Below are 26,038 nucleotides of genomic sequence, written 5' to 3'. Positions count from 1 at the left end.
CCTCATGCGTTGGCCTTCGTGTCCTTCGTGTTTGTCTCTCCCTGCCGGAAATGCTCGAGAATCGCTGCGGCCTGCGCGGGGGTAACAACGGCAGATAGTGCCGCAGGTTCAGCTTCTTTTACTGCGCGAACACTGCCGAAGTGCTCAACCAGTCTGCGGGTGGTAAGGGCGCCGATGCCTGGAATTCCAAGTAGTTCGGACGCTCGGTCGCGCATTTCGCGGCGCTTGCGGTGAAAGGTGACGGCAAATCGGTGCGATTCGTCGCGAATCATTTGCACGAGGTGCAGCACGGGTGAATGGCGGTCGAGAACCACGGGATCATCTTCCTGGCCATGCACATAGATGATCTCTTCACGCTTAGCAATCGACGCGAGTGGCTGAGTTGTAATTTCAAGCGACTCTAGCGCCTCGGCTGCAGCATGGAGCTGTCCGATGCCGCCATCAATCAGTACCAGACTCGGCATTTTCTGCTTTTCACTCGTTACGCGCTTGTAGCGACGAGTAATCACCTCACGCATTGACGCGAAATCATCGACGCCTTCCACGGTACGGATGATGAACTTTCGGTAATCTGACTTCTTCATCTGACCGTCTTCCCATATCACCATGGAGGCGACGGTTTCCGCACCCTGAATGTGAGAAATATCGAAGCACTCGATGCGTGTTGGAAGTGTGGGCAAGGTAAGGGCATCTTGCAGCGATTCCTGAATGGCCTTAACCGAGGGCTTCATCACACGGAACCGTTGATCGTAAATTTGGTGCGCGTTCATGGCAGCCAGATCGATGAGCGAACGTTTTTCTCCACGGACGGGAACAAGGATCTCAACTTTCGCGCCGCGTTTTTCCGAAAGCAGCTCTTCCAAGGCGAGACGTTCATTGAAGTCAACCGGGACAAGGATTGTACGCGGCACATACTGCTGGTCGATGTAGCACTGCTTCAACAAGGCTGAAAAGAACAGTCCTGGATCAAACTCTGGTCTTGGAGGTCGGTCCCCATCAGCAGGTTCGCTGCGTTCCACGTCTTCGCTGCGTGGCATGAGTTCAAATTCAGGCAGGTCCTCCCAAAATAGCTCGCGACGATCGAGGATGCGCCCGCCGCGCATGTGGAATAGGTTCACGGCCAGCATCTGGTTCTCGTAATGGAACCCAAAGACATCCATGTCATCGCCTTGAACGGTCGCCATGCGTTGGCGTTCCATCAAATCTTCCACCGTACTGATCAGGTCACGGTACTTAGCAGCAGACTCGTACTCCTGCTCCTGAGCGGCTCGTTCCATGCGGGCTCGCAGCGAGCGAGCAAGATCAACCTGGCGACCCTCAAGGAAGAATTGAACATCCCGGACGGCCTCGGCGTAGCGATCTGTCGTGGTCAAGTCCTTCACGCAAGGACCAAGACAGCGCTTGATGTAGTACTGCAGACAGGGACGCGGATGGTAGCGCGATAAATCAATCTTGCAGGACGGAATCAGAAAACTGCGGTGAATCAGATCGACTGTGCGATGGGCCAGGTTAGCCGGGAAATAAGGGCCGTAATAGGCGCTTCCGTCCTTCTTCAACCTCCGCGTGACGAAGACCTTCGGGAAACGGTCGGCGAGAGTGAGCTTGATGTAAGGGTATGTCTTGTCGTCACGCAGCAGAATGTTGAAACGAGGCTTCTTTTGCTTGATGAGATTGTTCTCGAGAGCCAGCGCTTCGCGCTCGTTTTCGACGACGATGTACTCCACGTCGACCGCCTCGCGCATGAGCGAGCCAGTCTTGGCATCCTGAGTAGCGGCTTCAAGCAGGTACGAACGCACTCTCGCCCGCAGGCTCTTGGCCTTGCCGACGTAGATCACCTCTCCCTCGGCGTTCTTGTACATGTACACGCCCGGGCTGATGGGAAGTGTTCGAATTTTTTGCTGCAAGTCCATCAGGTCGAAAGACAAGAGCGAACACGAAGTTCACGAAGGCTTAAACCAGAGGTCACAAAGAATGCTGGTGAACAGGAAGAGCAAGGAGTTCCTCGAGCTTGCTATCAGCCATTCTCTGAGACTAAGTTGTTGATGTTGGGCCGGTCAACCTGGATTCAGCCCCGCGTGCTAGGCAACGAGAGTTAAGGTTACCTTGTTCTAAGTATTCGGTCGGTCCAACGTTCATGGAGGAACACAAGTGGAACAGCATGATTGGAAGAAGATTTTGATGTTTGGGGCTTTCGGCGCAGCAGTGTACTTCCTGTTGAGCGGAAAGCGAGCGGCAGGTATGGCCAGTGCAGGAGTCGGCTTGGCAGCATTAGCGTCCGACCATCCGGAAAAGTTCGAGCAGATCTGGAATCAGGCTCCCGAGTACCTCGACCGCGGCCATCGTATCGTGAATGGAATTCAGAGCCTGGTGGAGCGCATCAGCGAGCACGCACAGAGTTGGCAGCAGATGCGGGGCCGCTCGGGTGGAGAGTTCCAGAACAAACCTTACTAGGGGAGGGAATAGGGGACAGGAGCTGCGTAAACCTTGATCCCCCTCTCTACTCGATTCCTAACTTTTGGCGTGCCGCTTGACTCAGCCGCTCCGGCGTCCACGGAGGCGACCACACAACGTTGACGGTGGCGGAGTTCACACCAGGAAGTTGCTCGATCCGATCTTTCACCTGCTGGCTGATCTGCGTGTGCGCTGGACATCCGGGCGCCGTAAGCGTCATCTCGACTTCGACGTCGCGGCGGGTTTCCGGCGCAACCTCTGCGGCGGATTCAGGCGTGATCCGGACGCCATAGATAAGTCCCAGGTCAACGATGTTTACCGGAATCTCCGGGTCGTAACAATCCTTCAGCGCAGTGATTACCTCTTCTTCGGTTACCGGCATACCAATAGTTTAATGCAGCGGCTGCGGAGTGTGCGCGAGCTGCGCGGAGTTGGGGAGGATTTGCACTAAAGACGTTCCACGCAACTGAATCACTTCTCTTTCAGCGCTGTCGATTTGAAGGGCAAAATCAGAGAACTCACGATATCGGGACGGTGCCACTACTTGCGCCGGAATCCGGAAACTGCGCGTGACTTTGAGAACGTTGGCTTCGGCCTTGAGTTCGCTGCGATACTCGCCAAACTCGGACTTCAAATCAACAGAATTTGGCGTACGAACAGCTTCGAGTCCAACTGGCAGATGAATTACAAATTCAGAGGTCTCGACCAATGGCGTATCGAGGAGTACGGGTTGCTGCCTCTCAGCCAGTGTGGCATACACCCGGCTCAAGCCGAGCGCCGGAACCGTCTGTTCAAGCTGTAGTTCGGAATGGTTCCATCGGCCGAATTTTGAGGCCCGAATGCTTAGTTCGAGTTCAAGCGGCTGCTCCGGATCTTGTTCGTGATTGAGCGTGGCTGAAACCTCATTCACGGACGGAATAATTCGATCAGCTATCTGTTCAAAGAAATCCTCACGGTCCTTAGCAGAGACAGTGCGCAACATTTGACGCATCTGTCCGCTGCGGAAGCTGCCGAAACGGATATGAATTTTTCCGCTAAGGCCACCTGCATCGTCGAGGTGCAGATCGGCAGTTGCTTCGCTGTGCTGATCGGTGGATCGCGGAACCACGAAAGCCTGTTTGGTCAGGGCATGCGAGCGGGGGATAAGGAGTGCTTGTTCCCCTTCCACTTCGGGAGACAGAGCGCCTGCCGGGAGACTCTCGATGCCAGGGTCGAGCAGCACTTGGCCGGATCCAGGCAACACGACGCGCACGAGTGCATGCGTGTAGCAGCGGGCGCTTGCGCACATATCCGCAGGGTCGTACTTACCTCGTTCACTGCTAAGCGCAAGATCGGCCTCATATCCCATGGCCGACAGAAGAGCAATGAGAGTGGCAGCGCGGTTACCTTCGCCTTGTCCCAGACTTTCGTCTGCAGCAGTGATGTTTGCCTGTCGCCAGTTCTGTGCTTCGTTCTCAATGTTTGCCATTACGTAGCGGTACGCGACGCTGGGCCTGGCTTCTGACGATGATTGCAGCTCGGCGGCTATTTCCCGAATCCGGAAAGTGACCTTCGTGGCATCGGTGAGTGCGTCGCGTATTTTCGCACTCATGTCTACCGGCTGAGCACGGTCCATTGCGAGCCACAACAAACGAGAGCGCCGCTCGTATTGGGGCGCAGCAGGTTCATCCTGATCGGCTGGCGCGTTCGTCACCTCCCACGTTGTGGTGCCAACGTCGCTGGTAGGCTCACTGTGAATGCACCGCACCTCGGGCGAGCGCCACAACAATGGCTCCGGCACATTGTCGCGAATCAGCGTCAGCCGCGCGGAGCGAGTTGGCGATTGCGAGGACGCGAACGCGAAGTCCAAAGTCTCAGGGGATGCGGCCAGAACCTCGGAGCTGATGTGCTGAAGGTATGCGATTTCAATCGCGTCTCCCTCCGCGAGCGATGGCATTGAAACCGCACTCTTGCTCTCGCCCAAGTCCGCTTCGACGAGCTTTCCATTCGGCTTGACTGTACGAAGGTCAAGCAGGTCGATCGCTCGCGGCAATTCCACCTCGCCTAGCCGAGCGATGCCTTTCTTATTCAGAACTTGGGTAACCGTGTGTTGATAAACCCAGGCTCCCCCCGAATCGAGCTTCACAACTCGATCGTTGATCAGGATTCGACTGTCAGGGAGCTGCGCCTCGCGATCGCGCATCATGGGTAATGGATCACGCACGAATGGCTTATAAAAGCCATTCGCTGCCGAGTAACCGGATTGAGAATCCAGTATCGATTCGGGACGAACGGCAAGCAGTGCTGCCCAACTCCAATTTGGAGCCACCGCGCGCAGGATCTTCGCGTATTGGCTTGCTCCTGGGAGATCATTGCCTAGTACGGCCTCTCGGATCGCACTCGTAAGAGCATGACGATCGCTTGGGTGCCGCACTAGGTAGTCACTGATGCTATCGCTTGCGTGTTTGTGCGTCCCATGCAAGCTCAACTGCTCCCAAAATTGGTACGGCTTAGGCGAGCATTTGGCGAGCGCCGCTTCGTAGCGCCTGGCGCGTTCGCTTTGGTAATTGCTGTCGTAAAACTTGGCTGCGTCTGTCAGGGCGCCACAGTTTGGATGCAATCGCAGGCGCTGGTTCAGCGCGGCTTCCTGCTCTGTGCGCCAGTTGAAGTGTTCAGTGAGTTGGAACTTCAACTCTTGTGCCTGCGGATACGCCGGAGCTCCCTTGAGAATCTTCGCGAGGTGCTTTGTGGCTGCTTCGTATTGCTCGCCGCTGAGCGCATCCTCAGCCACTTTGAAGGCGGCCAGCAGATTCCGTGCATCTAAGATGCTCGCAGCCAGAAAGAGCTCCCGTGCCTGTTGTTCATCACCCATCTGCGCTAACGCCTCGGCCTTGAGGACATTGGCGAGAGAACTCTGGTCACTCAACGCGAGCGCGGCGCTCGGATCTCCGTTCATAAGAGCGGTTGCAGCCTTCAGATAATCCGCTTCGGAAGCGAGCACTCTCAGAGCTACAGAGTGAAACTCACGAAGCGGCTCAATCCAGATACGCAGTGGGAGCGCCGCTGCTTGAAGCTTTACAACGATCCGATGTTTTCCGGCCTCCATCTGAAAATCGACCGGCGTGGTCGCGCGTTGCTGCACAAACCGAGCGTCATGCACTAACAGTGGGAATCCGTCGATTCGCACGTCATACGTGCCCTCACTCTCCACGATTAGCCGGTACTTCGCCTCGGTCGCGATGGACACTTGTGCGGCTGCGTAGTAGACGCCAGAACGGGAAAAGTATTCAGGCAACTCTAACTCGCCGGACTCGACATCGATGTCCTCACGAACTCGACCTTCGTAGCGAGTGCTGCGAAGCTCGTTTTCTTCGGGCGGCCAGGCTCGATCAAAATCAACGTTGGCAAATTGGCCGAACGGTCCAGCGATTTGCCATTTCGTAATTCTGCGCGCCAGGTGCGTCTTCCCTGGGATCGCGGCCCCGTCCGCCCATGCCTTCAGGACGGCATCGCTGAGCTCGACCGCATATGGACTGTCTTCCCGCAATAGCTCGGCGATTTGGGGAAGTACCGCACGAAGTTGTGGGGTGTTAGCAGCCAGTTCGCGGATTCTCTCGGCCGCAACTCTTGCTCGGGGATCGCCACCGCGCGCCTCTTGTAGAACTCCAATCGCGGAATGCAGCTCTTCTCGATTTCGGAGTTCGAGCCGAGCCGCTTCCATGCGCACGAAGTGTGCGTTCAGGTCATGCGGGTTACGCTTTAGCTCTACTGCGCTCCTCCGAAGTGCCCCGGTTAGATCCGACTTCGCGAATAAGAGATCAGCAGAGCTTTCTGAAGGAGTCTGTGCGGCAACGCCGGCAGACACGCCTGCGATGCAGATGATCGAGAGCCATGACCTCATGGTAGCTCGACCTCGAGATTACGCTGGAACGCGGTTTCCACTCCCGCAGTAAATTCTCGAAAGGCGGGATATTGCGCGGCAGGAATTAGTGTCGCGCTGAACTTGACCGTGCTGAGGACTGTGACTTGGTCACCGATGATGTCATATCGAATGTCCGCGTTTCCGAATTCACTCGAGATGCTCTGGTTCTGTGGAATGCCTGTCAGATGCGCACCGTGCGGAAGCTCAATGTGGATCTCTTCGGTGGTGGTCCAGGGGGCTTCAAACAGCAGGTCTTGAGCGCGGGAATTCTTCGCTGCGAGAGTTGCAACGTAGTTTCGTTCCATCCATGACGACGGCAGCGTAGCCGAATGACGTCCATGGAATGAAGTCAGCTCGCCGTTGAAGCTTAAAGAAACTATGTCGGAGAGACTAACCGGCAACTCCACGTCGTGTACTTCGACGGCCGGTAGGACCTGTGCTAGATGATCGCGAACATATCCAAGCTTGCTGTCCCCTGGTTCCAACTGGCGTCGCAGTTCGGGAGCGTCTTCACCGCGGACATAAGTCGCGCCCGAGAATCGGATGGTGCCATCGGCTTCCAGACGCGCGTTGATCGTTCGTCTGGAATAGTTGTCGCTTGCAGATGAGGCCGGAGTCCGCCGCAATGTGGCATTACCGTCGGCGCCTACCGTCAGCGCCATTACGCCCTGATCTTCGACGGGCAGCTCCCGCAACCGCGAAAACTCAGCAGTTCCGTCGAGCCAGAGATCAAATTCCGGAACATAAACAATCGCATGGTCAAAGATGGATACCGAAGCGGGCTGCTCGATGATGTCTCCCAGCCGTTTCGTGCGAACCAAGGCGATGTCTGCATCAATGTCGGCTGCTCGCAGAAGCGCGACCATGAGGCTTGCTTTATCCTTGCAGTCTCCAAAGCGTCGAGCGAAGGTCTGAGTGACTGGGTAGGGTTTGAATCCATAGACGCCAAGCTCGAGGGCCACGTAGCGTGTGTTCTTCAGAACCAGCTCATCGATCGCGGCCACGCGGTCGAGCCGGCTGGGATGGTTCTGCACGATCTGGGCGGCCTGCCGTTCAAGTTCCGCGTTTAGCTTGAACTGAGGACGAATCAGATCCGCATACCATTTGCCCAGTGTTTGCCATGAATCGAAATTCGACACGTGGACGTAGGCGCCCTGCTCGCTCCACGAGGGCGAGCGTGGTTCACGAACCAGCGCAGCTATGTCCGTCTTTTCCCAAATACGAACATCTTCAGCAGAGCGCCGTTGCAGCGTTGCAGGAGGTAGAGCCCGCTCGGAGCTGCTCAGGTGAATGTCGTGAGGACTGCACAGGACATAACGCTGGAAATCGCTTGGGAGCGAAGAGCCAAACGCGACCAGCTGCGCAAAATACTGACCGTATGGGTTTTCATTGGCTAGAGGTGTGATTGTATATTCCAGCTCGAGTACGTCCCCAGCTCGCAGATCGCGGAAGCGGTATTGCCGTGTGCGTAGATCGTCGTAGGTCGCGGCGCTGGAATCGGCGAGGGAACTCTCGCCAAGATCTTCGCCTTCCGATACTCGTCCCCCGCCATGATGCAAGCGAGCGCGCACGACATTCAGCTGTTGCGATTGCGCCGAATACTGAATACCGCGCTGTTTGTAAGTGGTTATATCGCTTGTTGAGCCGATAGCAATCACCTGCTGTACATGCTGCACAGTTTGGTAATCGGAACGGAGTTGGTCTGCTCGTACGTTCGCCAGGATCCGCGACTCGCTACGTTCTGTTAACGGCCGAGCATGCCATCTCTTTATCAGGGCCAAGACATCGGCGAAGAACTCGCGCGAATCATCGGTAGGTATGGTCTGGCCGTTTAGTAACCGGCGAAGGGCGGTCTGGCTCGTTGTGTCGGACAATTCGTCTATCGTCGCTCCAGACAGTCGAGCAGGGGCAATGAACTCGCGTTGTGATACCTGACGCTTTGAGGTCTCCCGGTCAGCCGCCTGCTCATCCAAACGCGATGCCAGTTCACGCTCTTCGGGTCCACCAGGATGAAGCCTAACGGCTAAGTGGGCGAGATCGCGTGCTTCGTCCAGAAGCCTCAATTGAGCATAGCTTTCTGCGAGCTGCCGCGTAACAGCGATGGGCAGAGGCTTGGATCGCAGTTGATTCATCACCTCTAACGCTGTCGACGCATGACCCTGGTTGATATCTAACTCAGCCAGGAGAAGGCGCACGGACGTCTCGGCCGGGTACCGTTCTAGAGTCGCAGAGAGCATGTTTCGCGCACGCGTGAGCTGTCCTTGCGCTGCATAGCGTTTGGCCATTTCGGTCAGTGCGGGGAGGTAGTCATGATTCAGCTCCAAAGCTCTTCGGAGCGCTTGAAGTTTGTGGTAATCGTCACGAGCAATTCGGGAGGCGTGATACCAGCCTTCACCACTGTTAACTGATTCGGCAGGTTGCTCCGCCCTCGCTGCGATATCGAGATGATGCAACAGCGTAATGGCCGAAATCGCATCTCGAATCTCGGCGTCGCCCGCCATCGCTCCAGCGCCGCGAGCGAGGAGGGCGATGAGTGTCTGCGGAGTCTCCGCGAAAGAGCCTTTAATGCGCGCAGCGAGGTAGCTCGCCTCGGCGCGCGCAATCGGCGTAGCGGAGAGATCGTCCGTAATTCGCGCGAGAGTGGAATCGACTTGAAAAGGGTCCAAGACGCAGTCCCGCAAATCGTAGATTTCGTCTAGCAGCGCAACAGTAATGAGCGTGTCGCGGTCACTCGAAGCATGGACGTGAACTGTAACAGCTTGAGTTTTTTTGACGAGCCGTTGGTCGAACCAGGACTTGGATTGAACAGGATTCGAGGCCGACGCCAGCACGCTGCACAGGAAGGGGCCAACGCAAAGGAAGAGCATCCGTCGCTTGCGTGGAGAGGCCATTGTCCCATTACGGCTTAACTCCGGCCGCGGCGCTATTGGCTTAAACGGAACTCCCCGGAAGTCGTTTAACTATCCGGGGAGTTCGTTACCACTTGAGTTCGCGTCCGGCCCGGTTTCGTTTCCCCCAGGAATTTTCGTTGCCGAACCCGCCCGCGAACTCAATTGATCGGGGTTAAGGTGAATGGAGTATCGCTGCAGGGGCGGAATTGGCAAATGGAAAGAAACACCTAAGTAGCTGCTTAATATGACCTTACGCGTCGCAAGAGGTCTAGCACTTTGGTGTTGAACTGAGTTCTTGGCGCTCAGGAGCTATCACGCAGTATTGGCGCAACAGGGCCTTTCGGATTGCACGTTGCCGTTACATCCAAACTGCAGCTCACATACATCTACCTAATGCGGTGGATGGCATGACTTCGCGCGCGACACATTGGTTGGTCGTTGCTCTAGCTTGTGCCATCACCTCGGCCGCGCAAACTTCAACCCAATTCACCTCTGTTGTCACTCATCCCGCCGCTCCTGGTACGCGACGATTCCTGGCGAATGAGTCTCACATGCAAAACGAGATACTTGGGAAGCTCTATGCGAATTCGGCATTCGCTCATGGATATCGGCATGGATATGAGCAGGGGTTTCATGTCGGCGACCTGGACATCCATATGGGGCGCGACGCCCGACTCGTGATGAAGTTGAAGGAGTACGGCCAGGCAAGCCGAGATTACCAACCAAGTTTCGGCAGCAAAGTGCTCTTTCAAGAAGGCTATGAGGCGGGATTTCGAGGCGGGTATGCAGACGCGATTTCTGGTGCTGAATTTCGGGCGTCTGAACGGGCAAAGGCTGCAAACGCCGGCCTAAGAGATCTATTGCCGAGTACCCGTCGAGCTCATTTCGACGAAGGCGTAGCCGCGGGATACAAGAGCGCCCAATCGCAGAATGCTCCTGCCACCAATATGACACCCGAATACGTTGAACAATACTGCCGACAGACTCTCAGCAATGTTTGTTCTCTCGAGTACTGCTCCGGCTTCTCTCGCGGATACATGTTGGGCATCTCCGATACGTCTGTCGATTCCAGCAAAATCGTCACAGCTCAAAAAGTGACCCGCTAGTCACCCCACCTCGCAGGAAAACGGCTTTCCAGCAGGGGGTTGACCACTTCAGTACATGTCCATTAGGACATTGCACTAATAGTTCATAGGCTTCGATTCAAGGTATGCTAGGCCTCAGCTGTGCTTAAGACCATGAAAGCTGCTGCAACCGCCAAGAAGCCGATGATACATATTGCCGTCGTTGACAGTGACCCCCTGCGCTTCATAGGACTTCGTTCCCTTTTTGATAGCGAGTCCGATTTGGAACTCTCTGCCGCGACGCTCGAAGAGTTGCCGCGCCTGCAGAATGTAGATCTCGTCCTTCTGGGCAATCGTGCCAGCGGAGGCGGCAGCGTATTCGACGTGATGGCCAGCATGAAGGCAGCGCGTCCCGACCTGCGCATCATAGTGACCGGTACTGGAGCGGACGATGAGGCCATTCTCAAAGCCCTGGCAGCCGGCGCAAAAGGGTTTGTTGATGAGGCCGCTAGCCCGTCTGAGTTTGTGCAGGCGATTCGCGTGGTTCATCAGGGATCAGTCTGGGCGCCACGCCGAGTGATGTCGATCTTCATCGATCGCGTCACCTCGTCTCCTGGGAAAATCTTCCCCGCGGGCCGCGTTAGCTTTACCGACCGAGAAAAAGAGGTGCTCGAACTGCTCGTAGCCGGGCGCTCGAATCGAGAGATCGGCCAGGCGCTGCAGATCGAAGAGCGCACCGTGAAGGCTCACGTAGCCAAGCTGATGCGTAAGGTCGGCGTGCAGAACCGCATCGCGCTCTCCGTCCACGCGATTACACACTCACTGGTCGCCAGCACGGACGAACCGGGTTAATCGCGCCTGCGGCGAAATTACGCACGCAAGCAAGAAAACACGGACAATAACAGGGCATTTCTTGATTTCGATTCGGAAAGCGTCGAATTCTGCCCAAAATCTCCAAATTTGTGTCAAACGCAGCGAATTAACAGGGAATTCTGACGCTTTCGTCCTAAGCACCGGCCGCTGAGGGAGTTAGCGGCCTCTAAAGCGCGATTCAAAAAAGTAACAGGGAACGGGCAGGGAGTGCGCTGCTTTGCAGCAGCGGCAAAATTTCGCCCGGACATAGCGTGAACCCAGCTGAAAAGGTTCGATAGGTTTGACTGAATGAATAATCATTCAGTATAATTTCTCGAGCCCTCATGTCTAAAACGGTTATCGAAGAAGTCGAACTCAACCCAGTCGCCACGCCAGACTTCGCCTCCGATAAGATGGGAACCTCGCCTCAGGCGACTACCACTTCATCCATGGCCATTCAAATCAACAAAGTTGCCGTCCTAGGCGCGGGAACTATGGGATCCCGCATCGCCGCCCACTTAGCAAACGCGGGTGTCCCCAGCTACTTGCTCGACATAGTTCCTCCCGGCGCGACACCTGGCAAGCCGGTGGAGCGCAATCCCGAGCGCGACAAGATCGTTGCCGCGGGACTCGAAGGCGCGAAGAAGTCCAAGCCAGCGGCCTTCTTTGATCCGTCCCTGGCGAGGTTGATAAGGACAGGGAACTTCGAAGACGATCTCAAGCTTCTTGCCGACGCGGACTGGATCATCGAGGCCGTCGCCGAGAACCTTGAAATCAAACGCGAGTTACTGAAGAAGGTCGAAGCGGTTCGCAAACCAACCGCGATCGTGACGACGAATACCAGCGGGCTGCCGGTAGGCAACATCGTAGAAGGCTTCAGTGAGGCCTTCCGCCGCAACTGGTTCGGCACCCACTTCTTCAATCCACCGCGCTACATGCGGCTCCTGGAAATCATTCCAACTCCCAATTCTGATCCCGCAGCGATGGAAGCGATTGCGCACTTTTGCGATCAGCGTTTGGGCAAGGCGATCGTTCACGCCAAGGACACACCCAACTTCATTGCCAACCGCATTGGAACGTTCTCAGTGCTGAACGTGATGCGCATCATGCAGGAGATGGGACTCTCCATCGAGGAAGTTGACGCGCTTACCGGATCGGCTGTCGGTTGGCCGAAGTCAGCTACCTTCCGCACCATCGATATGGTTGGGCTGGATATCCTCGGCCATGTTGTCAGCAACATGACCAAGAACGTTCAGGATGAGCGCTCCGAGCTGACACTCCCTGCGTTCTATCAGCACATGCTTGAGCGCAAATGGCTCGGCGATAAGGCGAAGCAAGGTTTTTACAAGAAAGCGAAATCGCCATCAGGAGACGAAGAGCGCCTGGCGCTCGACTGGAGAGCGCTCGACTATCATCCGCGCGGAAGGCCCAAGTTCCAACTGCTCGAAATGGCCAAGAACGTGGACTCTGCGCTCGAGCGGCTGAAGATGATCCTGAACGCTGATCCGCGCGACAAGGCTGCCCAGTTTTACTGGACGTCACTATCGGAGCTATGGACCTACGCAGCCAACCGCATTCCTGAGATCTCCGACACGGTTGTCGAAATCGATCGCGCCATGCGCACCGGCTTCAACTGGGAGATGGGCCCATTTGAGATGTGGGACGCCGCCGGGGTTGGGCCTACGGTAGAGCGGATGAAGAAGGAAGGGCGTCCAGTCGCAGCCAATGTCGAGAAGCTGCTCGCCGGCGGCAAGACATCGTGGTATGCCGACGACAAGAACTCGTCTTCTGGGCGTAGTTATTTCGATCTCAAGACTTCAGACTACCGCCCTTTCGAGGTACCCGAAGGCGTGTGGTCGGTGACCGTTGCTAAGAAGTCCAACGGAGTCGTCAAGAAGAACGCCTCGACGTCGCTGGTCGATTTGGGTGACGGAGTTGCGGCCATCGAGTTCCACTCCAAGATGAATTCGCTGGGTGGCGACATCGTTCAGTTTGTAACGCAAACACTCAAGCCTGGCAGCGCCGCGTTGAATCAGTTCGACGCATTCATCATTAGCAACGACGCGCAGCATTTCTCCGTCGGCGCTAACATCATGCTCCTCCTCATGGCCATTCAGGAAGGCGAATGGGACGAGGTTGACCTGGCCATTCGCGGCTTCCAGGGGATGACGCAAGCAATTAAGTTCTGTCCGAAACCTGTTGTTGCCGCTCCATTTGGCATGTGCCTCGGAGGCGGAACAGAAGTTAGTCTGCATGCTGCTGCGCGCCAGCCTCACGCTGAGCTGTACATGGGCTTGGTCGAAGTCGGAGTCGGACTTCTCCCCGGTGGCGGTGGATGTAAGGAGATCTTGCTGCGTGCAGTCGATGCCTCCACCAGCATTCGGCCGGCAGGACGTGGCGAATCGGTCGAACTGATGGAGGCCATGAAGAAGAACTTCGAGACCATTGCTATGGCCAAGGTCTCAACTTCAGCCGCCGAGGCCCGCAAACTGGACTTTCTGTCACAAGCGGATGTAGTCACGATGAATCGCGAGCGACTCGTTACCGATGCGAAACGTCGTGCGCTGGACCTCGTGAAGGAAGGCTATAGTGCTCCCATTATGCGGACCGATGTGCCGGCTCCAGGCGAGAGCATCCTGGCGACGTTGAAGCTCGGCGTTCATCTAATGAGGCAGGGCGAGTACATCAGCGACCACGAGGTAAAGATCGGCAACAAAGTCGCAGAGGTAATCTGCGGCGGCAACGTGACGCCGGGAACTCCGGTTAGCGAGCAGTATCTGCTGGATCTCGAACGCGAGGCTTTTAAGTCTCTTTGCGGAGAGAAGAAGACGCAGGAGCGGATTCAGTACACGTTGAAGACGGGGAAGACTTTGAGGAATTAACCACAGAGGACATGGAGGACACAGAGGAGAAAAAGGGTTCAACTTCCGACTTCCTCTGTGCTCTCTGTGTCCTCTGTGGTGAGAGGTTTGATTATGCGTAAAGTGGTTATAGCCAGTGCAGTGCGCACGCCAGTCGGTCGAGCATACAAAGGCGGTTTGCGTGCTACGCGTCCCGACGACCTGGCGGCAGTTGCCATTAAGGGCGCGCTTGCGCGGGTGCCGCAACTCGATGCGAAGGAAATTGAAGACGTGATCCTCGGCTGCGCGATGCCTGAGGCAGAGCAGGGGATGAATGTGGCACGGATCGCGTCCCTTCGTGCGGGACTTCCGGTCGAGTCTTCGGCGATGACCATCAATCGCTTCTGTTCTTCGGGATTGCAGTCGATTGCCATGGCCGCTGAGCGCATCATGTCGGGTGGAGCGGACGTGATTGTGGCAGGCGGCGTGGAATCGATGACGATGATCCCCATGGGCGGAAACAAGGTAAGTGCGAACCCGTGGCTCATCGAGAACTATCCGGACGCGTATCTCTCCATGGGACTTACCGCCGAGCGACTGGCACAGCGCTTCGGCATTACGCGTGAGCAGGCGGATGAATTCTCGCTGGCGAGTCATCAGAAAGCCCTGGCTGCGATTGCAGCGGGCAAGTTCAACGACGAACTCGTGTCCGTGCCAGTGAGTTTCACCACTCCAAACGGCAGCAAGCCGAAGCGCATCGACATCGAGTTCAAGATCGACGACGGTCCTCGCGCGGACACTTCCATGGAAGCACTGTCCGCCTTGAAGCCAGCCTTTCATGCCAAGGGGACAGTAACCGCCGGCAATTCCTCGCAGATGTCTGACGGGGCAGCAGCCGCAGTCGTAATGTCGGCTGAACGCGCGCAGGCACTTGGCATTAAGCCGCTGGCGCGCTACGTTGCATTTGCAACAGCAGGATACAAGCCGGAAGAGATGGGCATCGGTCCGGTGTACGCAATTCCCAAGGCTCTTAAGATTGCAGGTCTCACCCTCGATCAGATTGACGTGATCGAATTAAACGAAGCGTTCGCCGCACAGTCGCTTTCGGTTATTAAGGCTGGAGGACTAAATCCGGCGAAAGTGAACCCTAACGGCGGTGCCATTGCGCTGGGACATCCGCTAGGGTGCACGGGTGCGAAGTTGACGGCCAGCGTAATCCGCGAACTGAAGCGCCGGAATGGGAAATACGGATTGGTGACAATGTGTGTGGGTGGCGGCATGGGCGCAGCAGGAATTTTCGAGAATATTCAATAGAAAACCGGGGGTTAACACGAAGGTCACGAAGGGCACGAAGGATTAGGAACCTTTGATCTTTGTCCCGGCCCAAAATCTGTAAAGGTTGTATAGAAGCAACCTTCGTTTCCTTCGTGCCCTTCGTGTTCAATCGCTTTTGGAGGGTTCAAATGGCAACGGCAACAGTTCCCAAGACGAAGATCGCAGGCGGAAGCTTCCTTATCGAAGAGCGTGAACCGGAAGAAGTTTTTACTCCTGAGGACTTTACCGATGAGCATCGCCAGATCGCTCAGACTACGGAAGAGTTTGCGCTCAAAGAGATCGTTCCCAATCTGGAGAAGATCGAGCACAAGGAATTCTCGGTCACGCGCGATCTCATCAAGAAGGCCAGCGAACTCGGCCTGACTTCAGTCGACATCCCTGAGGAGTACGGCGGGATGGAGATGGACAAGGTCACGTCAGCCATCATTGCCGACTACATCGCGAAGTCTGGCAGTTTCAGCGTTACTTGGGGTGCGCATGTCGGAATTGGCACGCTGCCCATTGTTTACTTCGGCACGCCGGAGCAGAAGAAAAAGTATTTGCCTAAGCTGGCCTCGGGCGAGTGGGTCGGGGCCTACGCACTGTCAGAGTCGTCGTCTGGGTCGGATGCGCTCAACTGTCGCACGCGAGCTGATCTTTCGCCTGACGGTAAGCACTACATCCTTAATGGCGAGAAGATGTGGATCACAAATGCATCCTTCGCGAACCTTTATGTCGTCTTCGCGAAAATCGGCGGCGAGAAATTTTCAGCGTTCATCGTCGAGCGCACCTTCCCTGGGTTTTCAGTCGGAGCTGAAGAGAAGAAGCTGGGAATTCGTGGCTCCTCGACTTGTCCACTGATCCTGAACGATTGCAAGGTGCCGGTAGAGAATCTGCTCGGCGAAATCGGCAAGGGTCACATCATAGCTTTCAATATCCTGAACATCGGCCGCTTCAAACTCGGCGCAGGCTGTGTCGGCGGTGCCAGAACCTCGTTGTTAGCCGCGCTCAATTATGCCAAGCAGCGGAAGGCCTTCGGAAAGACTCTGGTGGATTTTGGTCTCATCCGGGAGAAGCTGGCAGATATTACGACAGGGATCTACGTAGGCGAGTCTCTCGCGTACCGAACTGTCGGGATGATCGATGAGGCGCTGCGCGATATCGACAAGCATAGCGCTGATGCTTCGACACAGATTCGGAAAGGGATTGAGGAATACGCCGTCGAGTGCTCGATTCTGAAAGTATGGGGATCCGAGATGCTCGATCAGGTTGTCGATCATGTGGTTCAGATTTACGGAGGCTATGGCTTCGTAGAGGAATACCCGGCTGAGCGCGCCTACCGTGACTCACGCGTGAATCGCATCTTCGAAGGCACTAACGAAATCAATCGAATGATCATCACCGGATGGTTGATGAAACGAGCGATGAGCGGACAGCTCGCTCTCATGCCGGCCATCAAGAAGCTGATGGATGAGGTCCTTTCAGGCCCGTCTATGAACGAAGAAGCCGAAGGCGAGCTTACTGCAGAACGCGCTTTGGTAGCGAATGCCAAAAAGGTTGCGCTCTTTGCAGCCGGAGTGGCTTCCCAGCGGTACATGATGGAACTAGCAGAGCAGCAGGAAGTGATGGCGGCTCTGGCCGACATCATCATAGAGGTCTTCGCGATGGACTCGGTGCTGCTGCGGACATTGAAGCTGCTCCAGTCTCGAGGGGAATCTGGCTCTGCTTTACCGATTGCGATGACTCAGGTGTACTTGTCCGAAGCGATGGCGCGGATCGAGGTAGCGGCGCGCAAAGTAGTTGCTGCCGCTTCTGAAGGCGACAACCTCCGCATACAGACAACGATCTTGCGCAGGCTGCTCAAGCATGATCCGACCAACACAATTGCCCTGCGGCAGCAGATCGCTGCCCAGGTGATAGATGCGGGGAAGTACGTGATCGCGTAGGGGCTCAGACAAACGTAGGATTTGGTTCTTGTTCGCGTCAAATGCTGACTTCAGCTGGAAGGCAGTTCGATCGTGCCGCGTTTCGCGGCACGAACCCGAACTGAGCCCGGCACCAAAGTGCCGGGGGAGCTTTTGTGGAAGCGAGCCCCGGTAGGGGCGGCACCTGCCGGCATTTCGCGACTGATATGTAGACCACAGAAGTGCCGCCCTTACAGGGCTCCGATAACCATCCCTTGTATCGGCACCGTGTGCCGGGCTCAATGCTTATCGTGCCGCTGGAAGCGGCACGATTCGGGTACGACAGCCAGAAGCTGGTCATTACGACCAAGAATCTTGGTCATGGTATGCAAAGGCAAGCCCTGCCTCATCTACAATCTGCATCCCCTGCGCTATTGGGCCATCTAAGACATAGTGCTTCTAATTGCCGCTAAGCGGCTGATATAATGAGGCTTCATCGAGGAGAAGAGAATGGCGACCACGGTACAACCCAATATCGAGACTACTTCCAAAGCTTCCCCAGTGGCGCTCACGCCCACAGCTGTGGCCAAAGTAAAAGAAATCATGGTGCAGCAGGACCCAATGCCGGCGGGTCTTCGGATCGGCGTAGTGGGCGGCGGCTGCTCTGGCTTTAGCTATTCCATGAATTTCGAAAACGCGGCTGGCATGATGGACAAGGTCTTCAGCTTCGACGAGCTGAAGGTATTCGTTGATGCGACCTCGCTCATGTACCTTCAGGGATGCGTCGTGGATTATGTTGAGACTCTTGAGGCCGCGGGCTTCAAGTTTGAGAATCCCAACGTGAAGAGCACGTGCGGATGCGGCTCGTCCTTTAGCGTGTAAGCCTCTCCTCGAAAGTATGACTCATTGGCCTCGCGAAAGCGGGGCCTTTTCGTTGGGGGTCCCTATTTGGGAGTGGTGGGTTGGCCGGGCATGGAAGGCATGTTCGTTGTAGGGTTAATCGTTCCAGGAGGTCCGGAATTGAGACCGCCTGGAGTTTGACCTGGAAGGTTCCCGGTCGCTCCGGGAATGCCAGTAGCAGCTCCTGCACCGAGACCTCCTCGCAACGTCGGATCCATGGTGGGATCGTAAACGAACTGCCATTCGTTGTAGTGATTCTTCTGTTGAAATTCTTTAAGCGACTCCTTTTGGGACGGCACCGAAACGCCGACAATTGCTCCCCCACCAAAAGTGCGCCCGCTTAGCTGATCGTTTGAAAATGGATTGCTTGCAGAGCCTGCCGGCCCAGAAGGAGCTCCAGGACTGCCCCCTGTTGCCACTCCCGGACTACCTCCTGTTGCCGCTCCCGGATTAACTCCTGTTGCCGTCGTTCCGCTTGTACTGCTGCCGGCGCTGGTGCTCCCTCCCGAAGAACTGCTACCGCTGGAAGTGGTTGAGCTGCTCGGTCCTCCAAGTCCGGTTCCAATAGTGGAAGGGCCTAGCCCTGGTCCTGAAGGGCTGGCTCCGCTGATGTTCGTGATCTTTTGTCCAAAGAAGCCTACAGCCGGTCTCGCCTGTCCGAATTGGATCGGAGTCCAATCGTCCTTTCCCGTAAGAGGATCGAGGTAACGCCGTCTGAGGAAGCGGATGTTGTTGGTGTTTTCCAGTTGATCGAGGTTGGAAGGGTAGCGTCCAAACTTCTTATAGAACCGTCGAACGGCAAGCGCGTATTGCTGTCCGCGACGAACAAGCTCGTCTTCTTTGGTTCGTTGCAGAGCGATCGCAGTCTTCGGCGCCGCGACAGCCAAGCCGACGATCAGCACGGTTAAAGCGAACAAGATCGCCAGCAGCACGTATCCGCGCTCTCGTGTGCTCCTGAATTGGGAATGCCTCTTCTGCACGACTTTAACCTGGCGTGAGCGGAATACTCTGCCGGTTGTTATTCAGCACATCTTCGATCTCAACCTGGGTTGGATGAATGCGTATGATCTTGTACCTGCGATTGACGATTTCGCCTTCGTGGCCAATGAAAATGTCGTCACCATTCGCCAGAAAGATGGCCTTCGCCTGTCCTGGCTTGTTGGCGAAGCCATAGAATTTCAGTGGAATCGGGGGTGGTGGCGGCGGACCAGGCGGAGGAGGGGGCGGCTGCGGCGTTTCCTTTTTGACTACCACTGGAGCCACAATCGGAGGAAGTGTGTCCTCGAAGATGTTACGTCCCGTGCCTTTGTAGGCGGCTTCTTCACTATTTTTTAGCAGATCAGTCCGCAATGTTGGATCAAGGGGCAGAGTGGCCTTGCTCCTACCACCCACTGCATTACTGTCGGGTCGGTTCAAGGCACTTGTTGTTGCGGATGCGGCAACAGTACTTGCAGGCGCACCAGACGACAAGAGTGCTCGCAGCAAAAGGAGTACTGCGACGGCGGACAATCCGACCATCGCGTACACCTTCTTCTTGTCTTCCGAACCTAGTTTCATTTTCAGCTTTGCGTTCTCAGGTATGTGTCGAGCTTCATATCAAGATGGACTACACCTGTCGGCCCATTCTTGGAAGCACCCTGGCCGGTCAACCCGATACTGTCGATGATAAAGAACATCTTGTCGCGTTCGATCGCGTTCATAAACTTCACGATATTCACATATTGTCCAGCCAGACCGGCATGCATCTCAAGGTTGAGAACTCCCGATAAGTCGCCGGCTGAAGGGGTATATCCAATCGACCCGATCGCGATGTGATTGGCATTCGCCAGTTTTCCCAACTCCTCAACCACGTCGGAGTACCGCGACGGTAACCTTCTCTCAATGAATGCAGCATTGTCTTTCTGAGCTTGTGCTAGTTTCTGATCGATGCCGCGTAGAGGGACGTTCGTGTGGCTAAGTCTACGGTACTCCTCCTCGGCCTGTTGCTGTACCTGCTCTGGTTGTGCAACTCCGGCACGCAAGGGAAGTGCCAGGTAGATGAGAGCCGCCGCATCGATTACCCCCAGGGCAACGATGGTGTAGAGGATGCGTTTACGCGCTCGAGAGAGGTCGGCCATCTACTTGCCTCCTTCGAGGGGTTCGGCGGGAAGGTAGGCAGTGAAGATATTCGACTTCACGGCGCCTTCGCCATTCTTGGATTCTGGTGTGTGGGTCTCAGTACTGAGCTGCGGCGAGCGGAAATGGGATGATTTTTCCATGTTCCGCAAAAGTTCCACGGCCGCCTCGCGTCGCTCCCCTTGCACTTGTAGTTTCAGTACAAAATGATTGCGGTCCACGCCAGGCGTGATGGCTGCGACACGAAGGCCGGAAGGCATTACCTTCTCCATGTCTTCCATGAGTCGGGTCCACGAAAAGGACTTGCGTATGATGGCCGCGTTCAGGAAGTTCGATCGATCTCGTGTCCCTCGATTCTCCGGTTGCGCAAGAATTTGGCGAGCCTGCGCCTCCTCGCTCTTGAGCTCAGCCAGCTTTGCCTCTGTCTCCCGGACTTGGGCCCACTCTCTTTGTGTGTTCACGTAGTGACGGACGGAGACGAACACCATCAACGCCGTGACCACGATCGCCATAGCGAGCGCTGAGCCCCAGTTTCGATAGAAGGCCCGTTCGTCCTGGTAAGGACGCGAGGCAAGATTGATTGCGATTCTCATCAGTGAGTCAGCACTCCTGCCACTCCGGCCAGCGCCGAAGCGGGAAGACCATCGCCCGATAAGCTCTCGGTAGCATAGACTCCGGTGTCGAGCGTCTGTGGTAGAACTCCGGTCTGCTCCTGCAGTGCCCGCTTCAATTCCTCCGTGTCGGAGACGGAAGAGAGCAGGATGCGCTCGATCTTCGCGGAGTAATTGTCTTCGAAAAAGACGATCGACGGGTATACCTCGTCGGCGATCGTCGTCCCCGTCCTTCCGGGAACTACATCGAGCATTCGGTAGAAGACGAGTTCATTGTGATCGGCAATCGCCACAGAAATGAAATTCCCATCTGCTTTCACCAGCAGCGTTGGCCGGTCGGCATCCACTCCGTTCAATGCTGCCAAGGTGGAAGGAAGCACGTATCCGGGCTCGTAACCGGCGGTGTGAAATGCGGTTTCATATTCCTGAAGAACCTCCCGTGGCGTCAGCGCAGCCAGCACCTTTATGCCCCCGTCTTTTCGATAGCTCTGAAAGGACAGCGCTGCCTGATCGGCATCAAATGGGACGGACTTGCGCAGACGAAATCGAATGATGGGTTCGGCCTCGGTAGTCTTCTCCGGAAGTGTGTCGAAGTCCAGCAACAATACGCGGACCGCCGCGTCAGGAATAACGGCAACTACATCACGCTTTCGTCCCCCTACGGCAGAAAGCGCGCTCGCGATGGTCTCGCCCAAAACGGAAGCATTGGTTATATTTCCAGCGCACAGTGAGGGCCGGACCATCTCTCTATCCAGGCTCCGGGCGGTGTACACGTCAAGTGCGCTCCCGTCTGACTTGGCACGCGCGCCAATCAAGCTCTGCGTTGTGATCTCGCAGGCGAGGCACGGCTTAGCTTGTCTTTGGCTCTGCATTATCGCGAGGTCTCGATGAAGGTTACCTTATTAATCTCTTTTAGAGTGGTTACACCACCGCGAATTTTTGCCAACGCCGATTCACGCAGAAAACGCATTCCGTCCTCGCGAGCGGCCTTGCGAACCTCGGACGTCGGCTTCTTCTCCAGGATCAGCTCACGAATCCGGTCGGTCAGATCCAGGAGTTCGTGGATCGCTGTGCGGCCCTTGTATCCGGTGCCCGCGCACTCAATACACCCTTCACCTTCGTAAAAGACGAAGCTGCCCCACTCCTTGACCTCTAACCCGCTGGCTTCGAGCTGTTCGGCTGAATACCGGACCGGTTTCTTACAGGAATCGCAGATTACGCGAACTAACCGCTGTGCGAGGATGCAGTTCAGCGCTGAGACAAAGTTATAAGCCTCGACTCCCATATTGAGAAAACGCCCGATCACGTCCACGACGTTGTTGGCGTGGACGGTCGTGAAGACAAGGTGGCCGGTGAGCGCCGATTGGATCGCGATCTGGGCGGTCTCCGTGTCGCGAATCTCGCCGACCAGGATCTTGTCAGGATCGTGACGCAAAATTGACCGCAATCCGCGAGCGAAGGTGAGCCCCTTCTTCTCATTTACGGGAATCTGGGTGATACCCCGAATCTGATACTCAACCGGATCTTCAATAGTGATGATCTTGTCTTCTTCACTCTTGATTTCGTTAAGGGCGGCGTACAGGGTCGTGGTCTTTCCGGAGCCGGTTGGTCCGGTGACTAACACCATGCCATACGGCTCTTTGATGTAGCGGCGGAAGTGGCGCAGATCATCTTCGTCAAAGCCCACCACATCGAGCGTGAGCTTGCGGAATTTCTCGCTCATCGACTCCTTGTCGAGCACGCGGAGCACGGCATTTTCGCCATGCACAGTTGGCATGATGGAGACGCGGAAGTCGATCAATCGACCCTTGTACTTCACGCGAAAGCGTCCGTCTTGCGGGACGCGACGCTCGGCGATGTCCAGCTCGCTCATCACCTTGATACGCGAGATGATCGTCGAGTGATGCTCCTTGGAGATCGGTTGCATCGCCGCCTGCAGGACGCCGTCGATGCGGTATTTCACGATCACTGAATCGTCCTGGGTCTCAATGTGGATGTCGCTTGCCCGCCGTTCGAGAGCAGTGAAGATGGTAGTGTCTACCAGGCGGATGATCGGACTGATGTCCTCTTCCGATGTCAACCGCTCGATAGAGATGGTCTCGTCGCCGGCTTCATCTTCGCGCACCACATCGAAGGTGAAGCCTTCGGTCGCCTCGTCGAGAACGCGTTGCGACTGCTCAGTTTTCTTGAGAATCTCTTCGATCTGCACAAGCGTTGCGACTTTAGTCTGAACGCGCTTGTTCAGCAGCAAGCCAATCTCGTCGATCATCATCAGACGGCTCGGGTCTGAGATTGCAATGGTGAGCTCGTCTCCTTGCTCCTCCAACGGAACAAAGTTGTAGCGAAACATCAGGTCTACAGGGACGGTGCGAAACAGTTCGTGCTGAATGTGGTAGTTCTTAAGATCGACGAACTCGCGGCGGTAGCGTCGAGCCAAATCGCGAGCGCGAGCTTCAGAGTTCGCGTCCGACGCGCCGCCTACAAAGAGTGCAGTATCTGCCATATGAAATCTATCCTCCGACCTGTGCTCCCAGCGAGAAGATCGGGAGGTATAAAGCGATCAGTACCGTGGCAACCACGAATCCCATCACGATCAGGATCACGGGTTCAATTAAGGCCAAAGCCGCGCTCAACGCCGTTTGCACATCCTCTTCGAGGAACTCCGCGATAGAAGTGAGCATGGCGGGCAGCGCACCTGTCGACTCTCCGACTTCGATCATCTGGAATGCCAATTCAGGAAAAAGCTTGGTCTCTTCCAGGCTTCGAGAAAGAGGAAGTCCCTCCCGCACCTTTTGCACAGACTGCAGAACAGCATTCGATAGCAACTTGCTTTCGATGGAACTGCCAGCCGTCTCAAGAGCCTGAACGAGAGGAAGTCCGCCGCTCAGTAATGTTGACAGAGTGCGCGAGAAGATCGCTACCTGATATTTCAACCAGATGCCTCCCGCGAGCGGCAATGCCAGGCGGACGCGGTCGATGGTTATCGATCCGCCTTCGGTCTTGCTCCATCGCCAAAGAAAGAAGACGGCTCCGGCCAGTCCGAGGACGATAGCCCAAAGCCAGTGCTTCACAACTTCGCCAATGCCGAGCACAAATAGAGTTATGCTGGGCAGGCTCGCGGTTCCGTTTCCCAATTGGGAATAGAGACCCTGAAACTGCGGAACCACATAACTCAGGAGGAAGGTGAACATCACCATTACCATGGTGACGAGGAGCGCCGGGTAAACCAGCGATGCCAGCAGCTTCTTTCGAAAGGCAAGTGCCACACGCTGGAAGGCGATGAATCGACCCAGCACCTCTTCGAGGTTGCCGCTCTTTTCACCTGCGAGCAGAGTAGTTGTGTATACCTTTGAGACCGCGCCGGGAGCCGCGTGCCGAAACGCTTCTGAAAGCAGTTCGCCGGTACGAACGCGTTGCCGAACATTCTCAAGAACGGAGCGCAGGTAACGATTTTTTTGGCGTTTACTGAGCAGATCCAGGCCCTGCAGGATCGGCAGTCCCGCATGAATAAGAGTCAGAAACTGCTGGTTGAAGATGACAAATTGCTCGAGTTTGAGCTTCTTTTGGGGCCCAGACCGGGTTGTTCCGAGAATCCCTCGGGGCTTGATAGAAGTGACAAGCAGCCCCTGCTGCGCAAAGCGGTCGCGAACCTCGGCAACCGAGGCCCCGTGCTCTACGTACTCAGAGACATGTCCGCGCTCGTCGGCGGTATTGACCAGGTATTCCGCCATGCTCTTCCTTCGCCATAGCCTTTCCTAGAGTCTAACATTCGGAAATCAGAGGGATAGCCCCGGTTTGCGAGGCTTTGGTGTGTTGTACCAAGCGTATGAACGTCTCTAGGGACGGCACTTGCAGGGAATTACAGCCGGGATATCACTGTGGCAGAACTTTGGTAACAACCAGAGCTGCAAAGACATTTCGACCCGGTGCGGGCCTGCCTCCCAGCCGTTGTAGCCGAGGGACGCAGGTCGCAGGATCTGCTCTCAGCGTGTGGCCGCTACAGGCTCATTTTCCGTCTTCGCAGCGTAAGCATCCATTACGCGCGCGCTGTAAACCAGAGCAGCTCCGGCGTTCATCGCTACTGCTACGCCGAGTGCTTCGGCAATCTCTTCTTTCGTTGCGCCTGCCTTGATAGCGTTACTCGTGTGAACCGTAATACAGCCGTCACAATGCGTTGTGACCGCAACGGCCAGCGCGATCAATTCGCGCGTTTTTGCGCCGAGATGATTCGTCTTCTTCCCAGCAGCGTGCAGAGCTTGGTAACCGCTGACGGTTTCAGGGCTTAGTTGCGCGATCTTTCCAATCGTCGTCATCAACTCTTTTTGATATTCATTCCAATCCAGCATCATTGTTCGTTGCTCCCTCCGCAGGATGAGATTACCCTAATTCATTTTTCGGTGCGCTAACTCCTCAAGATCCTGGGACCACTTGTGTAGCGTGATTGCGTTCGAAGGTAACAGTTACGGGATGGCCGTTGTTGTCGAATCTCAAAGTGCGATTGCCGAAGTCTCCTCCACTTCCTTCCGGAACTCCGGCGCCGAGAGCAAGCGCCGTCTGCAGCTCGCTCATGCCTTTCAGGGCCTGATGCTGATCGATGGCCGACCATACGTCGCGCGTCCAATGCTTGTATAGCTGGTGAGGATCCTCGAAGAAAAACATGTCGTTGATGTAGAGCGTGTAATCGCCACCTCGATTGCCGCCGATGCCTACGACGTAGGACTTCGTCTCTCCATCAGGCTTGAAGACCGCAAGAACCCGCTGCGCCCTGACTCGTACTCCCGGAGCAATTTCCTCCGCATTCGCATCCGGAGCCACACTCTGGATCACATTTGTGATTTGAAGCTTCTTCATCGGTGGGAGCAATCCGGCAGAATGCTTGAAATCGACATGTCCAGCCGCATAGGGAAAGTAAGTGACCTGATTTCCCGCCTTCACCCACACCGTCTTGCCACTTAGATCTTCCTTCGCCGATTTGAAATCAGTCGAATGCACTTGCGTAGGCACAACGTAGTCATCGGCGTTCAGAGTGGGGGTCTGACGGGCGTTTGGCGCAGGTACCGATGCATGACGCTCGCGGTAGATAAGAAGCAGCCGTATTCCAGCCAGAACGATGAAGGCGATAAAAATGATCTGAATTCGTTTACGCATGCGAATAAGGAGAAATCGGAGGCAAATGTCGCGACGCTAGCTTGGAT

General features: G+C 55.8%; 20 protein-coding genes. 7 read left to right on the top strand and 13 right to left on the bottom strand.

Annotated features, from left to right (window positions below; translation table 11 throughout):
* Positions 1–2: 2 nt before the first annotated feature.
* On the bottom strand, positions 3–1,925 hold the full coding sequence (gene uvrC / locus VNX88_00335; GenBank protein ID HWY67073.1) for an excinuclease ABC subunit UvrC: 1,923 nt from the start codon (positions 1,923–1,925) through the stop codon (positions 3–5).
* A gap of 223 nt (positions 1,926–2,148) precedes the next feature.
* On the opposite strand from uvrC, the gene VNX88_00330 reads away from it, so the two are divergent.
* The gene (locus VNX88_00330) at positions 2,149–2,451 is read left to right on the top strand and encodes a hypothetical protein (protein ID HWY67072.1); all 303 of its coding nucleotides are present in this window, start codon (positions 2,149–2,151) and stop codon (positions 2,449–2,451) included.
* Between the two features lie 46 nt (positions 2,452–2,497).
* Here the strand turns inward: VNX88_00330 and VNX88_00325 are convergent, their stop codons facing one another.
* Genes VNX88_00325 through VNX88_00315 form a run of 3 tightly spaced genes read right to left on the bottom strand, consistent with a single transcriptional unit; the run spans position 2,498 to position 9,243 of the window.
* Positions 2,498–2,833, bottom strand: a complete 336-nt coding sequence (locus VNX88_00325; GenBank protein HWY67071.1) for an iron-sulfur cluster assembly protein — start codon at positions 2,831–2,833, stop codon at positions 2,498–2,500.
* A 9-nt stretch (positions 2,834–2,842) separates the two neighbouring features.
* Entirely contained in the window at positions 2,843–6,331 is a 3,489-nt protein-coding gene (locus tag VNX88_00320; GenBank protein ID HWY67070.1) for a DUF3858 domain-containing protein, read from the bottom strand.
* On the bottom strand, positions 6,328–9,243 hold the full coding sequence (locus tag VNX88_00315) for a DUF3857 domain-containing protein (GenBank protein ID HWY67069.1): 2,916 nt from the start codon (positions 9,241–9,243) through the stop codon (positions 6,328–6,330). The genes VNX88_00320 and VNX88_00315 overlap by 4 nt, the downstream gene beginning before the upstream one ends.
* Positions 9,244–9,650: 407 nt before the next feature.
* Here VNX88_00315 and VNX88_00310 point away from each other — a divergent pair, with 407 nt between their 5' ends.
* The 6 genes from VNX88_00310 to VNX88_00285 all read left to right on the top strand — a co-directional run bounded on the left by VNX88_00310 (position 9,651) and on the right by VNX88_00285 (position 18,099).
* The gene (locus VNX88_00310) at positions 9,651–10,349 is read left to right on the top strand and encodes a hypothetical protein (protein ID HWY67068.1); all 699 of its coding nucleotides are present in this window, start codon (positions 9,651–9,653) and stop codon (positions 10,347–10,349) included.
* A gap of 132 nt (positions 10,350–10,481) precedes the next feature.
* Positions 10,482–11,159: a response regulator transcription factor gene (locus VNX88_00305; GenBank protein ID HWY67067.1), complete on the top strand. Its 678-nt coding sequence runs from the start codon at positions 10,482–10,484 to the stop codon at positions 11,157–11,159.
* 344 nt (positions 11,160–11,503) lie between these two features.
* Entirely contained in the window at positions 11,504–14,041 is a 2,538-nt protein-coding gene (locus VNX88_00300) for a 3-hydroxyacyl-CoA dehydrogenase NAD-binding domain-containing protein (GenBank protein HWY67066.1), read from the top strand.
* Positions 14,042–14,134: 93 nt separating this feature from the next.
* Positions 14,135–15,313: an acetyl-CoA C-acyltransferase gene (locus tag VNX88_00295; GenBank protein HWY67065.1), complete on the top strand. Its 1,179-nt coding sequence runs from the start codon at positions 14,135–14,137 to the stop codon at positions 15,311–15,313.
* 149 nt (positions 15,314–15,462) lie between these two features.
* The gene (locus tag VNX88_00290) at positions 15,463–17,259 is read left to right on the top strand and encodes an acyl-CoA dehydrogenase family protein (GenBank protein HWY67064.1); all 1,797 of its coding nucleotides are present in this window, start codon (positions 15,463–15,465) and stop codon (positions 17,257–17,259) included.
* Positions 17,260–17,727: 468 nt separating this feature from the next.
* A complete protein-coding gene (locus VNX88_00285; protein ID HWY67063.1) occupies positions 17,728–18,099 on the top strand; it encodes an iron-sulfur cluster assembly accessory protein in 372 nt (123 codons plus the stop codon).
* A 62-nt stretch (positions 18,100–18,161) separates the two neighbouring features.
* Here the strand turns inward: VNX88_00285 and VNX88_00280 are convergent, their stop codons facing one another.
* The 9 genes from VNX88_00280 to VNX88_00240 all read right to left on the bottom strand — a co-directional run bounded on the left by VNX88_00280 (position 18,162) and on the right by VNX88_00240 (position 25,991).
* Positions 18,162–19,097: a hypothetical protein gene (locus VNX88_00280; protein ID HWY67062.1), complete on the bottom strand. Its 936-nt coding sequence runs from the start codon at positions 19,095–19,097 to the stop codon at positions 18,162–18,164.
* A 4-nt stretch (positions 19,098–19,101) separates the two neighbouring features.
* Positions 19,102–19,674 carry a hypothetical protein gene (locus tag VNX88_00275; GenBank protein ID HWY67061.1) on the bottom strand — a complete coding sequence of 191 codons (573 nt, stop codon included), beginning with the start codon at positions 19,672–19,674 and terminating at the stop codon, positions 19,102–19,104.
* 2 nt (positions 19,675–19,676) lie between these two features.
* On the bottom strand, positions 19,677–20,234 hold the full coding sequence (locus tag VNX88_00270) for a hypothetical protein (GenBank protein ID HWY67060.1): 558 nt from the start codon (positions 20,232–20,234) through the stop codon (positions 19,677–19,679).
* Complete coding sequence (locus tag VNX88_00265) at positions 20,235–20,825, bottom strand: PilN domain-containing protein (protein HWY67059.1); 591 nt, start codon at positions 20,823–20,825, stop codon at positions 20,235–20,237. It abuts the gene before it with no gap.
* Entirely contained in the window at positions 20,825–21,715 is an 891-nt protein-coding gene (locus VNX88_00260) for a hypothetical protein (protein ID HWY67058.1), read from the bottom strand. The genes VNX88_00265 and VNX88_00260 overlap by 1 nt, the downstream gene beginning before the upstream one ends.
* Positions 21,715–23,346, bottom strand: a complete 1,632-nt coding sequence (locus VNX88_00255; protein HWY67057.1) for a GspE/PulE family protein — start codon at positions 23,344–23,346, stop codon at positions 21,715–21,717. The genes VNX88_00260 and VNX88_00255 overlap by 1 nt, the downstream gene beginning before the upstream one ends.
* Before the next feature lie 7 nt (positions 23,347–23,353).
* Positions 23,354–24,574, bottom strand: coding sequence for a type II secretion system F family protein (locus tag VNX88_00250; protein HWY67056.1), 1,221 nt, complete (start codon positions 24,572–24,574; stop codon positions 23,354–23,356).
* Positions 24,575–24,826: 252 nt separating this feature from the next.
* Positions 24,827–25,192: a carboxymuconolactone decarboxylase family protein gene (locus VNX88_00245; GenBank protein HWY67055.1), complete on the bottom strand. Its 366-nt coding sequence runs from the start codon at positions 25,190–25,192 to the stop codon at positions 24,827–24,829.
* Positions 25,193–25,253: 61 nt separating this feature from the next.
* Positions 25,254–25,991: a hypothetical protein gene (locus VNX88_00240; GenBank protein HWY67054.1), complete on the bottom strand. Its 738-nt coding sequence runs from the start codon at positions 25,989–25,991 to the stop codon at positions 25,254–25,256.
* Positions 25,992–26,038: the final 47 nt, after the last annotated feature.

The sequence above is a fragment of the Terriglobales bacterium genome (genome assembly GCA_035567895.1).
In the GTDB taxonomy this organism is placed as follows: Bacteria; Acidobacteriota; Terriglobia; order Terriglobales; family Acidobacteriaceae; genus Gp1-AA112.
The sequence above is the reverse complement of the archived record's forward strand: the minus strand, read 5'-3'. Positions and strand labels throughout refer to the sequence as shown.

Excerpts from the sequence above, each read along its gene's own strand:
- VNX88_00325 (HWY67071.1), bottom strand. The coding sequence starts at position 2,833 with ATGCCGGTAACCGAAGAAGAGGTAATCACTGCGCTGAAGGATTGTTAC.
- VNX88_00320 (HWY67070.1), bottom strand. The coding sequence starts at position 6,331 with ATGAGGTCATGGCTCTCGATCATCTGCATCGCAGGCGTGTCTGCCGGC.
- VNX88_00315 (HWY67069.1), bottom strand. The coding sequence starts at position 9,243 with ATGGCCTCTCCACGCAAGCGACGGATGCTCTTCCTTTGCGTTGGCCCC.
- VNX88_00310 (HWY67068.1), top strand. The coding sequence starts at position 9,651 with ATGACTTCGCGCGCGACACATTGGTTGGTCGTTGCTCTAGCTTGTGCC.
- VNX88_00305 (HWY67067.1), top strand. The coding sequence starts at position 10,482 with ATGAAAGCTGCTGCAACCGCCAAGAAGCCGATGATACATATTGCCGTC.
- VNX88_00300 (HWY67066.1), top strand. The coding sequence starts at position 11,504 with ATGTCTAAAACGGTTATCGAAGAAGTCGAACTCAACCCAGTCGCCACG.
- VNX88_00295 (HWY67065.1), top strand. The coding sequence starts at position 14,135 with ATGCGTAAAGTGGTTATAGCCAGTGCAGTGCGCACGCCAGTCGGTCGA.
- VNX88_00290 (HWY67064.1), top strand. The coding sequence starts at position 15,463 with ATGGCAACGGCAACAGTTCCCAAGACGAAGATCGCAGGCGGAAGCTTC.
- VNX88_00285 (HWY67063.1), top strand. The coding sequence starts at position 17,728 with ATGGCGACCACGGTACAACCCAATATCGAGACTACTTCCAAAGCTTCC.
- VNX88_00275 (HWY67061.1), bottom strand. The coding sequence starts at position 19,674 with ATGAAACTAGGTTCGGAAGACAAGAAGAAGGTGTACGCGATGGTCGGA.
- VNX88_00270 (HWY67060.1), bottom strand. The coding sequence starts at position 20,234 with ATGGCCGACCTCTCTCGAGCGCGTAAACGCATCCTCTACACCATCGTT.
- VNX88_00265 (HWY67059.1), bottom strand. The coding sequence starts at position 20,825 with ATGAGAATCGCAATCAATCTTGCCTCGCGTCCTTACCAGGACGAACGG.
- VNX88_00260 (HWY67058.1), bottom strand. The coding sequence starts at position 21,715 with ATGCAGAGCCAAAGACAAGCTAAGCCGTGCCTCGCCTGCGAGATCACA.
- VNX88_00255 (HWY67057.1), bottom strand. The coding sequence starts at position 23,346 with ATGGCAGATACTGCACTCTTTGTAGGCGGCGCGTCGGACGCGAACTCT.
- VNX88_00250 (HWY67056.1), bottom strand. The coding sequence starts at position 24,574 with ATGGCGGAATACCTGGTCAATACCGCCGACGAGCGCGGACATGTCTCT.
- VNX88_00245 (HWY67055.1), bottom strand. The coding sequence starts at position 25,192 with ATGATGCTGGATTGGAATGAATATCAAAAAGAGTTGATGACGACGATT.
- VNX88_00240 (HWY67054.1), bottom strand. The coding sequence starts at position 25,991 with ATGCGTAAACGAATTCAGATCATTTTTATCGCCTTCATCGTTCTGGCT.